General features: G+C 60.6%; 12 protein-coding genes and 2 tRNA genes. 8 read left to right on the top strand and 6 right to left on the bottom strand.

Annotated features, from left to right (window positions below):
• Positions 1-39: 39 nt before the first annotated feature.
• Positions 40-531 carry an acyl-CoA thioesterase gene (locus HAQ05_RS02290; RefSeq protein ID WP_190416966.1) on the bottom strand — a complete coding sequence of 164 codons (492 nt, stop codon included), beginning with the start codon at positions 529-531 and terminating at the stop codon, positions 40-42.
• 197 nt (positions 532-728) lie between these two features.
• The gene (locus HAQ05_RS02285) at positions 729-2,981 is read right to left on the bottom strand and encodes a TonB-dependent receptor (RefSeq protein WP_190416965.1); all 2,253 of its coding nucleotides are present in this window, start codon (positions 2,979-2,981) and stop codon (positions 729-731) included.
• 263 nt (positions 2,982-3,244) lie between these two features.
• On the opposite strand from HAQ05_RS02285, the gene HAQ05_RS02280 reads away from it, so the two are divergent.
• Positions 3,245-5,203 carry a polysaccharide lyase family protein gene (locus HAQ05_RS02280; protein ID WP_190416964.1) on the top strand — a complete coding sequence of 653 codons (1,959 nt, stop codon included), beginning with the start codon at positions 3,245-3,247 and terminating at the stop codon, positions 5,201-5,203.
• A gap of 444 nt (positions 5,204-5,647) precedes the next feature.
• Here the strand turns inward: HAQ05_RS02280 and HAQ05_RS02275 are convergent.
• The 3 genes from HAQ05_RS02275 to HAQ05_RS02265 form a co-directional block, all read right to left on the bottom strand.
• Positions 5,648-5,723, bottom strand: a tRNA-Gly gene (locus HAQ05_RS02275).
• Between the two features lie 4 nt (positions 5,724-5,727).
• Positions 5,728-5,803 (bottom strand) — tRNA-Glu (locus HAQ05_RS02270).
• A 290-nt stretch (positions 5,804-6,093) separates the two neighbouring features.
• On the bottom strand, positions 6,094-6,621 hold the full coding sequence (locus HAQ05_RS02265; protein WP_274603298.1) for a TetR/AcrR family transcriptional regulator: 528 nt from the start codon (positions 6,619-6,621) through the stop codon (positions 6,094-6,096).
• Positions 6,622-6,865: 244 nt separating this feature from the next.
• On the opposite strand from HAQ05_RS02265, the gene HAQ05_RS02260 reads away from it, so the two are divergent.
• Genes HAQ05_RS02260 through HAQ05_RS02250 form a run of 3 tightly spaced genes read left to right on the top strand, consistent with a single transcriptional unit; the run spans position 6,866 to position 9,719 of the window.
• On the top strand, positions 6,866-7,693 hold the full coding sequence (locus HAQ05_RS02260) for an HTD2 family dehydratase (RefSeq protein ID WP_190416962.1): 828 nt from the start codon (positions 6,866-6,868) through the stop codon (positions 7,691-7,693).
• Positions 7,694-7,724: 31 nt separating this feature from the next.
• Positions 7,725-8,888: an acyl-CoA dehydrogenase family protein gene (locus HAQ05_RS02255; protein WP_190416961.1), complete on the top strand. Its 1,164-nt coding sequence runs from the start codon at positions 7,725-7,727 to the stop codon at positions 8,886-8,888.
• A gap of 9 nt (positions 8,889-8,897) precedes the next feature.
• Positions 8,898-9,719: an HpcH/HpaI aldolase/citrate lyase family protein gene (locus HAQ05_RS02250; RefSeq protein ID WP_190416960.1), complete on the top strand. Its 822-nt coding sequence runs from the start codon at positions 8,898-8,900 to the stop codon at positions 9,717-9,719.
• Positions 9,720-9,796: 77 nt separating this feature from the next.
• Here HAQ05_RS02250 and HAQ05_RS02245 read toward each other — a convergent pair whose 3' ends face one another.
• Complete coding sequence (locus HAQ05_RS02245) at positions 9,797-11,035, bottom strand: OprD family porin (RefSeq protein ID WP_190416959.1); 1,239 nt, start codon at positions 11,033-11,035, stop codon at positions 9,797-9,799.
• Positions 11,036-11,294: 259 nt separating this feature from the next.
• On the opposite strand from HAQ05_RS02245, the gene HAQ05_RS02240 reads away from it, so the two are divergent.
• The 4 genes from HAQ05_RS02240 to HAQ05_RS02225 all read left to right on the top strand — a co-directional run bounded on the left by HAQ05_RS02240 (position 11,295) and on the right by HAQ05_RS02225 (position 15,307).
• Positions 11,295-12,491: an acetyl-CoA C-acetyltransferase gene (locus tag HAQ05_RS02240; RefSeq protein ID WP_190416958.1), complete on the top strand. Its 1,197-nt coding sequence runs from the start codon at positions 11,295-11,297 to the stop codon at positions 12,489-12,491.
• 12 nt (positions 12,492-12,503) lie between these two features.
• Positions 12,504-13,364 (top strand): alpha/beta fold hydrolase, encoded by an 861-nt coding sequence (locus HAQ05_RS02235; RefSeq protein WP_190416957.1) that lies wholly within the window; start codon positions 12,504-12,506, stop codon positions 13,362-13,364.
• Positions 13,365-13,387: 23 nt separating this feature from the next.
• Entirely contained in the window at positions 13,388-14,278 is an 891-nt protein-coding gene (locus tag HAQ05_RS02230) for an MBL fold metallo-hydrolase (RefSeq protein ID WP_190416956.1), read from the top strand.
• 90 nt (positions 14,279-14,368) lie between these two features.
• A complete protein-coding gene (locus HAQ05_RS02225) occupies positions 14,369-15,307 on the top strand; it encodes a LysR substrate-binding domain-containing protein (protein WP_190416955.1) in 939 nt (312 codons plus the stop codon).
• The last annotated feature ends 9 nt before the right edge of the window (positions 15,308-15,316 follow it).

The raw sequence follows: 15,316 nt of genomic DNA, 5'->3' as shown, positions 1-15,316 counted from the left end.
AAAGCAGGCAGGTAGGGGCAGGCATTATGCAACCGGGGGTTACTCAACCCCGCCCAGTTCGCGAATCTCGTCGTAGCGGGCCTGCAGTTCCTGGCGTTGTTGCTTGCGCAATTGGCCCTGGGCGAAGCGCCGCCGTTCGGTCGGGGTATCCGGGAGTAGAGGGCGTACTGGGCAGGGGCGCCCATCGCTGTCGACGGCAACCATGGTGAAGTAGCAACTGTTGGTGTGGCGTACCGTTCGTTCGTGGATGTTCTCGGTCATCACTTTCACGCCCACTTCCAGCGAAGTGCGCCCGGTGTAATTCACCGAGGCCAGAAAAGTTACAAGTTCACCCACATGAATGGGCTCCTTGAACAGTACCTGGTCCACCGAGAGGGTTACCACATAACGGCCGGCGTAGCGTTTGGCACAGGCAAAGGCGACTTCATCGAGCATTTTCAGCAATGCCCCGCCGTGTACGTTGCCAGAGAAGTTCGCTTTATCGGGGGTCATGAGCACACTCATGCTCAACTGATAGCTGCCGGGCTCCATAGAAACCTCATCACGGTAGGCGTTTATGCCCCTTTCGCTATGTAGGCCTAGCGCTTTGGGCTATAGAGGGCTGTCTTGAGGAGAAAAAAGATAGCAAGCTATCTACTTAGTTAGCTAGCTAATACTTTGAAACGCTGCCTTTCAGATCTGGTAACAATCATGCTCCGCAAGGGATCCTAAAAACACCCCTGCTCCCGTTAAAACTCGACCCCCACGGTCATCCCCACTGTACGCGGCTCGCCCAGAACGCCGTACGCCGAGCCGTAATCGCCAGCCTTGAGGGTGCGATAGTAGCGTTTGTCCAATGCGTTATTGACCCAGATCGAAGCATTCCAACGCTGGTTCTGCTCTAGGCGCCCGGATAACCCTGTGGTTAACGAAAGCAGTCCATAACCTGGCACTTTGGTGAACTCGGAGTTGTCGAGGGTGCCGTAGGACCATGAGCGATAACTGTAGCGCCCACCCACATAGGCTTGGACCCCGCCCAGGTCCCACTCATAACGGCTGCGCAGGTTGTAGGTCCATTTCGGCGCACGCGCCGCCCGGGCGCCGGTCAAGTCGCAGGATGTCGGTGCGTTGGCCCCCAAGGTCAGTTCCGGCGGGCAGCGGCCATCATGGTAGCTCAGGTAGCTGACATCCAGAAACGCCGCGCCCAGGTTAACGCTCCAATGCTCGGTAGGCTTGAGGTTAAGTGCCGCCTCGGCGCCCCTGGAGCGCACGTCACCGGCGTTAGTGAGGTAGCTGGTCTGGTTCTGCCAATCGTAAGCAGTGGTTTGGAAATTCCTGACCAGGGTCCAGAATAGCGCCACGTCGAAACCAACGCGGTTGTCAAGCCAGTCGGTCTTGATGCCCAGCTCGGCGCCGCGGGTGGTTTCGGGCAATATGAACAGGGTTTCGGTGCTTTTCAGCGAACGCGCCGCACCGGCGGAAACGTTCAACCCGCCTGACTTCTCGCTGTACGAAAGTGCTAAATAGGTCAACGCGTGGGGTGTAAGCCGGTAGCTGAAGTTCAGCGTGCCCGAAGGCAGGTGATGGTATTCGGTGAGGTCACCGGAATCGTAATTCGCGCGGTTCAGGCGCTTGAACATGCCGCTCTTTTTCTCGTAGGTCAGGCGCGCACCCGCGGTGATATCGAACGCCGATGTCACGTGCAGTGTGCCCTGGGCGAACAGCGAGTGGATGTCTTCGTTCAACTCCCCCCAGCGCAACACACTCAAGTTGGTGTAGCTGGTGTTGCCATACCAGGCAGTGGGGTAACCCGCGCTGTAGTTGGTCGAGGCGAAGGTATCCATGTTCTCCCCGACGTAGCTATAGCCCAACACGTAATCGAATAGCGACCCCTTGGGCGATTCCAGCCGAAGGTCCTGGTTCCACACGCGGTCGTGAACGGCGCTGCCCTTGGTGTCGTATAAAGGGATGCTCAAAGCATCTGTTGAGTTGGGTTTATAGAGGAAATAGCGATAGCCGCTGATCGAGCGCAACGAATAGCCGCTGGGAAAATCCCATTGCGCGGTGAGCGAACCCCCGCCCTGCTCCAAACGAATGTACGAGGCCTCATCGAGGTCGACCTTTTTGCCTTGTACCGTCGACGCACCGACCTGCCGCGCCTTTTGCAGGAATTGGTCGACGCCATCGACCGCATGGCTGTCGTACAGCGTCAGCGTCGGCTCGCCGGTCTGCGAACTGTAGTCGACCGCGGCTTTGAGCGAGAACACTTCATTAGGCTCGAACAGCAGTTGGCCGCGTAGCCCCTCGCGTTTGCTGCCGTTGAGGCGATGCCCATCGCGCACGTTCTCGACGTTGCCGTCGGTGTTGGTGGTGGCGATGTTCAGGCGCCCAGCCAGGTGCTCGCTCAACGGGCCGGAAACCATGGCACGGGTTTGCCAGTACCCACGCTGGCCGAACGATTGGCTGAACGAAGCATGGGGTGTGAACGTCGGTTGGCGGCTGTGAATGTCGATCACCCCACCGCCTGTATTGATGCCAAACAACGTGCCTTGTGGGCCGCTGAGCACGCGGATATTGTCGATGTCCATCAAGTCTCGCGGGATCATCCCGGCTCGGCTCAGGTACACGCCATCCAGGTACTGGCCAACACTACTGGCCATGCCTATATTGATCTCGCCATCGGTGCCGTCGCCCAGGCCGCGCAAGCTGACGCGGGTGTCGTAGGGGTCGCTCGAAGACACGTCTAGGCCAGGGGCGATATCCTGCAGGTCGTCGATGCTGTTGATGCGTTCGCTTTCCAATTGTTCGCCACCGATAGTGGTGACCGATGCGGGCGGTTGCTGGGCACTTTGCCGGTCCAGCCGGTTGCCGGTGACGGTGACCGTATTGAGCCGGGTGCTTTCCAACTCCGCTGCAGCCGCGGCGGGCAAGGCGCTCCAGGGCGCGGCCAGCAGCATCGCACGGGGTAGCCAGCGTCGAGGTCCATTGCACAGATCAATCATGTCGACTCCTTGGGCGAAAGTAAGACGCTGACGGGCTGCAATGCGCTGTACGCAGCCGTCAAGGCGCCGAACGTTCACTCAGGGCCGGGGCCAAAACGAAATACGTTTTTCTCTACATTCGCTGCGGTTTTGGCATAAACCACGGCCCGCGCGGGCGGCCACTCGAATGCGCAATACGCAAAAAAATAATGCTGGTTTTGCACTGGCGCGCATCGCCAGCGCTGTTTTAAATCCCGGGTTCTCTCTTCTTGAACGGACCTGCCATGAGCCCGTGCACCGTTGTTCCCAACCTGGCACGAGGCATCTGCCTGGCCTTATCGCTGGCGCCCGCCGCCTGGGCGCAATCGGTGCATGTGCAGCAGCAGCCCGGGCGCCTGACCCTGGATAACGGCCAGATCCAGATCGGTATCGCCCGCGGCGACGGCACCTTGGATTTTATCCGCCAGTGGGACGGCCATGCCTGGCACGACTTAGGCGCCAATGAACAGCATGCCGCCTATGAGGCCCATGGCGATGACTTCGCCAACGACTCGCGCAAGGCCCTGTACTGGGATGCCAATGCCGATGCCCGGCCACTGCCGGCAGGCGCGAAACCGGCGGCCAAGGGTTATTTCCGCCCGGCGCCAGGTGAGCCCCAGGTACGCGTAAGCCACGCCACCGACCGGCGTGCCGAAGTGGTGGTGGCATTGGCCCCCACCGCGCTGTTTCCGTTCAGCAGCGAACTGCATTACGTGCTGTTCGCCGACCGCCCGGGTTTTTATGCCTATGCCGTATTGGAGCATGGCGCGGATCAACCCGCGGCGACGCTGTACCAGAACCGCTTCGTGATCAAGACCGTGATGGATGGCACCTTCAGCCACTGGGCCATCGGTGGCGGCCAGTTCCTGCCGATTCCGCAAGCGGCGGTAGCCGAGCAGGTCAGCGATGCAACGTTTCGCCTGGTCGATGGCAGCATCAAGACCAAGTACATGAACTCGGTGTTTTGGGCGCAAACGCCAGTGTATGGCTATGTCGGCAGCGATCGTGGCTTGTGGGTGATCGAGGCGAGCCCCGAGTATCACAACGGCGGCCCCAGCAAACAGGGGCAAACCCTGCACGACAACGTGCTGCTGCGGGTCATGCAGTCGGTCCACTTCGGCGCTTCGCCGGTGGTGCTGGCGCAAGGCGAACCCTGGCGCAAAGTGTATGGGCCGTTTCTCGTGTACGCCAATCGGGGTGCCACTTTGCGGGCACTGGAAGCCGATGCGCAGCGCCAATGGCGAGAAGAAAAGGCACAGTGGCCTTATGGATGGGTCGACCATCCCGCCTACCACCATGCCCGCGGTGCCGTTCGGGGTATGCTCAGCCTGAACGGAACCCCCGCGACGAATGCCTGGGTGATCCTCAGCGACCCGGGCGTCGCCTGGACGGCGCAAAGCAAGGGTTATGCGTTTTGGACTCGGCTTGGCCCGCAGGGCGATTTTCATCTCGACGGTGTGATCCCCGGCACCTACGACCTCTACGCCAGCGGTGCCGACCAGCCCCGCGATCTGCTCCTGCAGCGGGTCACGGTCAAGGATGATAGCACTTTGCAATTAGCGCCTTTGGCCTGGCCCGATGACGCCTCCTGGCAAACCCTCTGGCAGATCGGCCGTTTCGACCGTAGCGCTGGCGAGTTTCGCAACGGCGATGCCGCGCGCCACTTCGAGATGTACAGGGCCTACGCCGAGCAGTTCCCCCACGACGTCGACTACCGCGTGGGCAGCAGCCAGCCGGGCACCGATTGGAACTACGCCCAATGGGCTGTTTACAACCAACAGCCCGCCTGGCGGGTGCGTTTTGCGTTGCCGGGTGCCGTTGCCGGTCGGGCCCGGTTGACGCTGGGGTTTGCCTCGTCACAGCCCGCCCATGGGCAGCGCCTGACTGATTTGCGGGTCAACCTTAACGGCCAGGAACTGGCGCACATTGCCCTGCCGAAAAGCGGCACCGCCGGCTATCGCGGCAGCGCGCAGGATTCGCCCTATACGGTGCGGACCTTGAATTTCGACGCCGCGTTGCTCAAGCCCGGGGATAACCTGCTGACCTTGCGCCATGCCGATAGCGAGCCGTTCAATACGTTTGTAGCGCGTGGCTCGGGGGAGGTGCCGGGGCAGGTGATGTATGACGCGTTACGTTTGCAGGTGCAGCCGCCCGCCAGCGTGCCTGGGCCATCGCCGGGGCAAGGCGACGCTAACCCACCATAGGCTGTTGAGTGGGAATGCTGCGGTACGGGCGCCTGCCTGGTTTCGCAGTCTATGGCGCTGGAAATGGCCTGTTTTAGACGTTCGCTATTGCAGAAACTTGGCCACCTCGAGTTCGCCTGAAACGCCAGCCTATCGGTCGCGGTAGGAACGGCAGTTACCTGCCGCCCCCCGCACAGATCCGTACGTGCGGAACTACCGCATACGGCTCCTGCCTCGGGTATGTGACGCAAAGCGATAAGGACCGAGCCATGCCAGCCCGGTGCCTGGGGCGAGCCCGGTAGTTGCCGGCTTTCCCAGCGACGCTACAGGGCATCCTGCATCCTTTGGCCTCAAAAACGCTGGCTATAGGTGCTTTTCCGTGGCTTTTACTGGAATAAAAAAAGGACCTTTCGGTCCTTTTTTAATTGATTTACAGACGTGAGTGGAAGTCTGTAGATCATAAACTGGAGCGGGAAACGAGACTCGAACTCGCGACCCCGACCTTGGCAAGGTCGTGCTCTACCAACTGAGCTATTCCCGCAATATGGCGTCCCCTAGGGGACTCGAACCCCTGTTACCGCCGTGAAAGGGCGGTGTCCTAGGCCACTAGACGAAGGGGACGTAAAACCCCAAAACCCTCACCTGAGCGTTTCAGCCCCGAAAAAACGGCCAGCCGCCTTCGGGTATTACTTGCACCGCCAAAGCCCTGTGCACATCAATGGGTGTGGGATCCCAGATACCAATCCCTTTCTTAACCCATTGAAATTTAAGGTTTTTTTGGCATTCCTCACTCAGGAATGGACGCAATTTTGGACTTGTTCGGTGGGCATGTCAACCACCGGAAGAAAAAAACCGACCACGCCAAGCGCAGCAGGCGCCGCCAAACGCCTTTGGCAGGTAACGGGGCTTATTTACCGCGAGCACGGCCAGCAGGGGCATTCACTCACCTGGCCCAGCATCACCGCGATGATCGACCGCACCATTTCAACTTGGGCCGAGGTTGATGGCGCGACACCCCGCAGCCAAACCGGCGATTGATTGAGCAAGCTTACGATACTGCTGGCGCAGTTCTGGCGCCCGGGCACGCAGCCCAGGCCCGAGGCAATAATCGACTCATAGCGCTGGCGCAAGCGCCCCGCTTGTTGCTGCAAGGGTTCGGACAAATGCCGCCATTCGCTCTCGACCACCTGGAAGTGCCAAGGCATCGATTCGTGTAACTGCATGTGCATGGCGACGATGGCGTGCAATAGCGCAGGCCCGGCATTGCGCTTTTGCAATTTCATCGCCTTCACATACAACAGTTCGTAGAGTTCTTCGAAGAACTCGTAAAGCAGCGCTTCTTTGCTTTCGATATGGTTGTAGATCGACCCACAGCCGATGCCCAGCGCCGCAGCCAATTCGCGCATCCCAACGCTGCTGTAGCCTTTTTTCGCAAACAACGGCAAAGCCTGATGGCGCGTATCCAGCGAACGTTTAATAGCCGCCTGCTCCTAGGTTCAACGTACCGGCAGCATGGCCCGGTGGCTAATCGCGCGCAATTTTGCAAATTGAAAGGCGGTGTTCGCGCGGCTGTAAGCCTGGCGGCCTTAGCCAAAGCTTCAAGCGGCCTTATAGAAATGCAAATTCCCTACCCCGCTGCAGGCCCCCATCATGGTTGTTACGCGGCCAACGATGAACACAGACATGCACGATTTCAAGCTCGGCGATTGCCTGGGGCGCACACAGGAACGCCACGATCATTTCAGCCTGCAGGCGACCCGGCGCATCGCGGCGACCTTCAACGCACCGCCCCCTACCGAAGGCCAGGAACTGCCATGGTTATGGCATTGGTGTTTTTTCGATGATTGTGTCGACAGCCATGGCCTGGGCCCGGACGGCCACCCGAAGTTGGGCGAGTTCATGCCGGCGGCCCATGGGCGCCATCGTATGTGGGCCGGCAGCCGCCTCGATTTCATCCACCCGCTGTATATAGGCGCACAGGCGCGCCGTAAAACGACCATTACCCACCTACAAGAAAAACACGGGCGCACCGGCTCGCTGCTATTCGTGACCCTTACCCATGAGTATTGGCTGGGCGAACAGCTTTGCGTTCGCGAAGCGCAAGACATCGTTTATCGCGAACCCAGCCCGCCCAAGCTCGCCGCCGGCGACCCGCTGCCACTGGCCCAGTGGAGTGAACCCATCAGCGCCGACCCGTTGCTGCTGTTTCGTTATTCGGCATTGACCTTCAATGCCCACCGCATCCATTACGACTGGCCGTATGCAACCCAGGCCGAAGGTTATCCCGGCCTGGTGGTACACGGCCCATTGACCGCGACCTTGAACCTGGCCGCGTTCACCCGTGCCAACCCGTTGGCGCACGTTCGGCGTTTTTCGTTTCGTGGCGTACGCCCGCTGATAGCGCCCGGCGAATTTATCGTCGCCGGCCACCATACCCGCCATGGCGCCGCGGACCTTTGGGCGGGCGATACCACCGGTATCAGCCAATGCGCCACCGTCGAATTCGACTGAGTTTCGCTGCATTCAAGAGGACGAACGAACCATGAACCCCAATAACAATGAAGACCTCAATGCCATCCGCGAGGGCGTGCGCGCGCTGTGTGGCGAATTCCCAGCCGAATACTGGCGCAAGGTAGACGAACAAAAGGGCTTCCCCGAAGCCTTCGTGCGGGCCCTCACCGAGGCCGGCTGGCTGTCGGCGATGATCCCCACCGAGTACGGCGGCTCCGGCTTGGGCCTGGCCGAGGCCTCGGTGATCCTCGAAGAGGTCAATGCCTGCGGTGGCAACTCCGGCACCGTGCATGGGCAGATGTACAACATGTTCACCCTGCTGCGCCACGGCAGTGAGGCGCAAAAGCGTTATTACCTGCCCAAGCTTGCCAGTGGCGAGCTGCGCTTGCAGTCGATGGGGGTGACCGAACCCACCACCGGCACCGACACCACCAAGATCAAGACCACGGCGGTCAAGCAAGGCGACAGCTATGTGATCAACGGCCAGAAGGTGTGGATTTCCCGGGTGCAGCATTCCGACCTGATGATCCTCTTGGCGCGCACCACGCCCTTGGCCGAGGTGAAGAAAAAAACCGAAGGCATGTCGATTTTCCTGGTCGACCTGCGCGAAGCGATTGGCAACGGCCTGAGCGTGCAACCGATCGCCAACATGGTCAACCACGAAACCAACGAGCTGTTTTTCGACAACCTGCAATTGCCGCTCGACAGCCTGATTGGCGAAGAGGGTAAGGGCTTCAAATACATCCTCGACGGCCTCAATGCCGAACGCACCCTGATTGCCGCCGAATGCATCGGTGACGGCCGCTGGTTCATCGAAAAAGCCAGCGCCTACGCCCGCGAGCGTACGGTGTTCGGCCGGCCCATTGGGCAGAACCAAGGGGTGCAGTTCCCCATCGCCGAAGCCCATATCGAAGTGGAGGCTGCCGACCTCATGCGCTGGCGCGCCTGTGAGGAATACGACGGCGGCAAGCCTGCTGGGGCCAGTGCCAACATGGCCAAGTACCTGGCGGCCAAGGCGTCGTGGGAGGCGGCCAATGCCTGCCTGCAAACCCATGGTGGGTTTGGTTTTGCCTGTGAGTACGACGTAGAGCGCAAATTCCGCGAAACCCGGCTTTACCAGGTGGCGCCGATTTCGACCAACTTGATTTTGTCGTATGTGGCCGAGCATTTGCTCGAACTACCCCGCAGTTTCTAAGGAACCCCTATGGACGAAACGTTAGTGCGCTCGGCGTTGTTCGTGCCGGGAAACCGCCCCGAACGCTTTGCCAAGGCCCTGGCCAGTGGTGCCGATGTGGTGATCGTCGACTTCGAAGACGCCGTTCAGGAAGCGGACAAGGCCCAAGCCCGCCAGCAACTGGGCAGTTTCCTGCGCGCCGAGCCCAACGCCCGTGCCTGGGTGCGGGTCAATGGCGCCGACCATCCACAGCACGAGGCAGACCTGGCGTTCTGTGCCACCGAACCCGGTGTGGTAGCGCTGATGTTGCCCAAAGCCGAAAGCCCAGAGCAGATCGCCCATGCCGCCGCGACCGGCAAGCCGATTATCCCCATTATCGAGAGCGCAAAAGGCGTACAAGCGTTGCCAGCGATGGCATGGGTGCAGGGTGTTCAGCGGCTAACCTATGGCGGGCTGGACATGAGCCTGGACTTAGGGCTGGTGGCGGGCAGTGGCGGGGCCGAACGCATGCTCGATCAGGTTCGCTTCGCCTTGCTGATACACAGCCGGCAGGCTGGCTTGGCCGGGCCGTTGGAAACCGTTTTCGCCGATATTGGCGACACCGAGGGCCTCGAGCAGTTCATGGCCAACGGGCACAACATGGGCTTTGCCGGCATGCTCTGCATCCACCCGAGCCAGGTCGGCATCATCCACCAAGTGCTCGCGCCGGGCCAGGCAGCCCGGGCGTGGGCAGGCCGCGTGCTACAAGCAAGCGCTGAACATACCGGGGCGTTTCAGTTGGACGGGCAAATGATCGATGCGCCGGTGATAGAACGCGCTCGAAAGATTCTGGCGGCTACCAACAACGGCTAACTTAAGCTTTACCTCGACGGGCCACTGAATACACAGTGGCCCGTTTTTTCATTAAGTGAATATCGGGGTGCGCCCGTTTATTTGAAGGCGATGGTATAGGACAGGATAAGCCGGTTTTCGTCCAGGTCCCCCGCCTCGTCCGAACGCACCATCGCGTTGCGCCAGCGCATGCCGACATTCTTCAACGGGCCGCTCTGGATTACATAGCTCACATCCAGGTCGCGCTCCCATTCCTTGGCATTGCTACCCGCCACCTCGAAGCCATCACCGCGCAGGTAACGCGCCAAAAATGTCAGCCCGGGTACGCCATAGCTCGCCATGTTCACATCGTAACGTGCCTGCCAGGAGCGTTCCTGGGTACGGGTAAAATCCAGTATCTGCACCACGTTGGCAACGTTGGGGTCGGCGTCCTGCAGGTAGGGGAAGGGGGAATTGCCACGGTTGTCTTGATAGCCGGCGCGCCAGGTATGGGCCCCGAGGTTGGCCGACAACAGTACGGATACGAGGCCGTTGTCGATCTTGCCCGCGCGCTGCGCCCCAACTTGCGAAGAGTCGAAATAGCCCAGGTTGCCGCCCAGGGCCCAGCTTCCCAGTTTATGGGCCGCCAACACACCGTAGTAATTCTGCTGGTAGACGTCCTCGAGCTCTGCCCGCCAAAACGCCGCGGTCAGGTGCGGGTTGAAGGTATAGGCGGCGCTGGCGTAGTCGAAGCGGTCGCTACGTGCCGAGTAATTACCGGCCAGCAGGTCATCATGATTGCCGCTGGAGTTGCGGTAGTTGACGCTACGAAACTGCCCAGCGTCGATCAACAGGTTGTCGATATCTTTGGACACCAGGGTGGCGCCATTGAAGATAGGCGGTAGTAGCCGTGCATCGCTGGACAACAGCACGGGGGTTTTAGGCATGAAGCCACCCACCTTCAGTTCAGTCTTCGACACCTTGGTTTTGAATACCCCAGACAAGTCGCTGTACTCACCCGGCCCAGAGTCCCCAAATGCATTGGGTAATAACCCGGTACCGGCACGGGCGTCGGATGAGTCGAGCTTCACCCCCAAGGCCGCGTACAGGTCCACGCCGAAACCTATCGGCCCTTCGGTGTAGCCAGACTTTGCGTTGAACATGAAGCCCTGCGCCCATTCCGCTCGCTTGGACTGCGCCGCGTTATCCTGGCGAAAATCGCGGCTGAAATAGAAGTTACGCAGGTCGAGGGTCACGCTGCTGTCGCCGAGCAAATCAGCCCTGCCAATGCAAGGCATTACCGCCAGCGGCGCAATACAGGACAGCGCGCAGACGCGCGCCAGGGGAAGCTTGTGCATGTGGGTTTCCCGGTGAGTATTTTCTTATTAGGGCTTCGGGCATCAATGCCCGCAGCGCCACCAGCATGCGCAGCGCATGGAGGGTTGGGTATTGGGATTTGCTTAAGCGCCACTTGCACCGAGGAAAACATGCCGGCCATACAGCCACCGTTAAGCAGTACGAAAGGCGGCCTTTTGCTAAACGAAATTGTCCGGCACGTGAACCAGCGCCATGCTGGGCAACGCTTCGCACACGCCAACAATAAAAGGTACCTGGGTTATGAAAGACGCTTTGATCGTGTCGCCGCTGAGAACCCCCATCGGTAAATTCGGTGGTGCCCTGGCGTCACTGAGCGCTGATCATCTGGCGGCTACGGTGATTCGTACCCTGATCAAACGCCTGGATCTGGCCCCAGAGTCGCTGGACGAAGTCATCGTTTCCCAGTCCTATTCCAACAGCGAAGCACCCTGTATGGGCCGCTATGCCGCGCTGCTTGCCGACCTGCCCCTGGCGGTGCCCGGCTACACCCTCGACCGCCGCTGCGGTTCGGGTTTGCAGGCCGTGGCCGACGCCGCGATGCATGTGCAGACCGGGCATGCCGAAGCGGTGATGGTGGTGGGCGTGGAAAGCATGAGCAATATCGAGTACTACACCAACGACATGCGCTGGGGCGCCCGCGCCGGCAGTGTGAAAATGCACGACCGGCTAGAACGTGGCCGCGAGCGCTCACAGCCCGAGGCTCGCTTCGGGCGCATCTCGGGTATGCCGGAAACCGCCGAGAACCTGGCGCGCGACTATGGCATCAGCCGTGAAGAGGCCGACCTCTTCGCCGTGCGCAGCCATCAAAATGCCGCCCGGGCGTGGCGTGAAGGCCGCTTTGCCGATGAAGTGATTGCCTTGGAGGTGCCGCGCAAACGTGGCGCCAGCGAGTGGGTGGACATGGACGAAGGCATCCGCGCCGAGGCCAGTGTCGAAAGCATGGCCGGCTTGCGCACGCTGCTGCCCGAAGGCGTCTGCACGGCGGGTAATTCCAGCCAGCAAAACGATGCCGCTGCCGGTTGCCTAGTAGTTTCCCGCGAATACGCCGCGCGCTACAACCTTCAACCCCTCGCCCGCCTGGTGGACTGGTCGGCGGCCGGGTGCGACCCGGCGCGCATGGGCATCGGGCCGGTGCCCGCGGTCGCCAAGCTGCTGCAGCGTACCCAGCTGAAGCTGGCCGATATGGACCTGATCGAGGTCAACGAAGCTTTCGCCGCGCAAGCCTTGGCCGTGCTGCGCGCCTGGGACCTGCAAGACTTTGACCGGGTCAACGTCAATGGCTCGGGTATCTCCCTCGGCCACCCGATTGGCGCCACCGGCGTGCGTATCATGACCACCCTGCTGCATGAGATGCGCCGGCGAGAGGTCCGCTATGGCCTGGAAACCATGTGCATCGGCGGCGGCCAAGGCATGGCGGCGCTATTCGAACGGGTTTGACGGGGTATCGTAATGCAGTGGATCAAGGTAAACGGCAATGCCCTGCGCTATGAGCTCGGTGCCAAAACCGGCCCCACGCTGGTATTGATTCATGAAATGGGCGGCACACTGGAAAGCTGGGACACCGTTTGCGCGAACCTCGGTGGCCGCTTTCAAACATTACGCTATGACGTTCGCGGTTCGGGCCTGTCGGAAAAAATCCTTGGCGACACCACCATCGACGACCAAGCCGAAGACCTACACGCGTTGCTGGCGGCACTGGCCATCGACGGGCCGATCGCCTTGGCCGGTATTGCCGTCGGGGCCGCCATCGCTATTCGTTTCGCCGCCCGTTATCCGCAACGGGTCAGCCACTTGATCGGCTTGTCTCCGGCCTGTGGTGTGGCGCCCCAGGCGCGGCAAGCCACCCTGGAGCGGGCCGCGGCGATTCGCCACGAAGGCCTGCGAACGCTGATCCCACAGTTACTGGATAAAACCTGGCCCGCGGCGTTACGCAGTGACCCGCAGGCTTTCGAACGCTTCGCCCTTCGCTGGCTGGGCGCGGACCCGCAGAGCTTCGCCGCCATCTTCTCGATGCTGGCACGCATGGAGCTTGAGGGCGACTTGCCGCACGTGCCAACCCGGACGTTGCTGGTCGCCGGTGAGTACGATGGCCTGCGTCCACCGGCGGAGATCGACCGGCTGGCAGCACTGGCCAGCCATATCGAAGCCATACACGTAGCGTCGGGGCATTTTATGCCGGTGCAAAGCCCGCAGTGGGTCACTACCTTGTTCGAGCAATACATTCTGCACAACCGTGCAGGCCGCGAAATATACGAGGCGTTCATCAGTAGCCCGCAACACCGTGTATCCCCTAGCGACCACGCTGCCTGATTATAAGAAAAAGGAAAACTACCATGATGCAATCACGCATGATCGGCGATATCAAAGTTACCCGGATCCTCGAATATGCAGGGCCCACCCATGACCCGGCATTTCTGTTTCCCGATATCGACCGCAGCGTGCTTGATGAGCATCAGCAGTTAATGGCGCCCAACCATTGGGTGCCCCATATGAACAAGCTGATCGTCACCATCCAGTTCTGGATCGTGCACGCGGGCAACAACATCATCGTGGTCGATACCGGCGTCGGCAACTTCAAGCCGCGCGCGGGTATTCCGCGAATGAACATGCTCAACACCTTGGTGCGCGAGTGGATGATCGCCGCCGGCGCGGCCCCGGAAAAGGTCACCCATGTGGTGCTGACCCACCTTCATTCCGACCATGTAGGGTGGAATACCACGTGGCAGGATGGCCGTTGGGTACCGACCTTCCCCAACGCCCGTTACTACATTCCCAAGGAAGACTTCGTTTTTTGCAGAGAGGGCAAAAACAAGGCGCCAGGCGTGATCGACGTGTTTGGTGACTCGTTCTTCGACAGCGTGATGCCGATCATCGATGAGGGCCTTGGGGTGATGATCGAGCCACCACAGGAAATCGCCGACTGCCTGGTGGTCGAGCCCGCCCCGGGGCATAGCCCCGGCCAAGTGGCTTTCCGCGTGCGTTCGCGGGGCGAAGAAGGGCTGTTCTGTGGCGATATTTTCCACAGCCCGTTGCAGATCGCGCGCCCGGACGTCAACTCCGGTTATTGCATCTGGGCCGATACCGCGCGCAACACGCGCCTGGACTTTCTGAACCGCGCCGCTGATCGCGAAGCCTTGCTGATGCCGGTGCACTTCGGCGAACCGCATTGCGGTTATATCCGCCGAGAAGGCGCGGGCTTTCGTTTCGAACCGGCACAGTGGTAAAGCACCGGGCAAGCAACCGTATGGCTTGTATGGACAGGGGCGGTGCACGCTATTACCGTGGGCTATCCCTGCAATAAGAAGTCAATAATCATGGCGATGCATTTCGATATCACCGATTTCCGGTTGTTCATCAACATCGCGGAAACCAGCAGCCTGACGCGCGGTGCCGAGCGTTCGTTTCTCTCAGTGCCGGCGACCAGTAATCGCATCAAAAACCTCGAAGATAACCTGGGCATGCGCCTGCTCGAACGTTCGCCCCAGGGGGTCACGCTCACCCAAGCAGGCAAAACTTACCTGCAACATGCCCGGGTCATACTGGCCCAATTGGAACTCCTGACCGGCGACTTGCAGGAGTACGCCATTGGCCTGAAGGGGCAATTACGGCTGTTGGCCAACACCACGGCCATTACCGAATACCTGCCGCCGGTAGTGGGCGAATACCTCAAGACCCACCCCGATGTGCATATCGACATGCGCGAACGCTTGAGCGACGACATTGTGCGCAGTATTCGCGATGGCGGTGCGGACCTAGGCATCGTTTCCGGCAGCGTGGTGACCGACGGGCTGCAAAGTGTGCATTTGGTGTCCAGCCGGCTGATGGTGATCGCCCCGCTTGGCCACCCTGTGCTGGCCAACGGCGAGGTGTTCTTCAAGGAAGCGTTGCAGTATGCCTTCGTCTCGTTGCTGGAAGGCAGCGCCATCCATGTGTTCCTCAGCCGTGCCGCCGCCGCGCTGCATACGCCATTGACGATCCGCGTGCAGGTGGCCAGCTCCGATGCGATCTTGCGCATGGTCGAAGCCGGCGCCGGCATCGCCATCGTGCCCCAGGCCGGCTTCGCACGGCTCAAGGGCCAACAGAAGATCGGCTCCTGCACCTTGCTCGACCCTTGGGCGATACGCACTTTTCAACTGTGCGCGCAGGACTTCGACGGGCTGTCTTCCTTTGCCCGGGACTTCGCCAACAGCCTGATCGAATGGTGCCGCACGCACGCCGCGGCCAGCCAGCCAGCCGCTTTAAGCAATTCTTAAAGCGGCATT

Source organism: Pseudomonas typographi (assembly GCF_014694385.1).
In the GTDB taxonomy this organism is placed as follows: domain Bacteria; phylum Pseudomonadota; class Gammaproteobacteria; order Pseudomonadales; family Pseudomonadaceae; genus Aquipseudomonas; species Aquipseudomonas typographi.
Note: the sequence above shows the minus strand (reverse complement) of the source record. Positions and strands in the feature narration are given on the sequence as shown.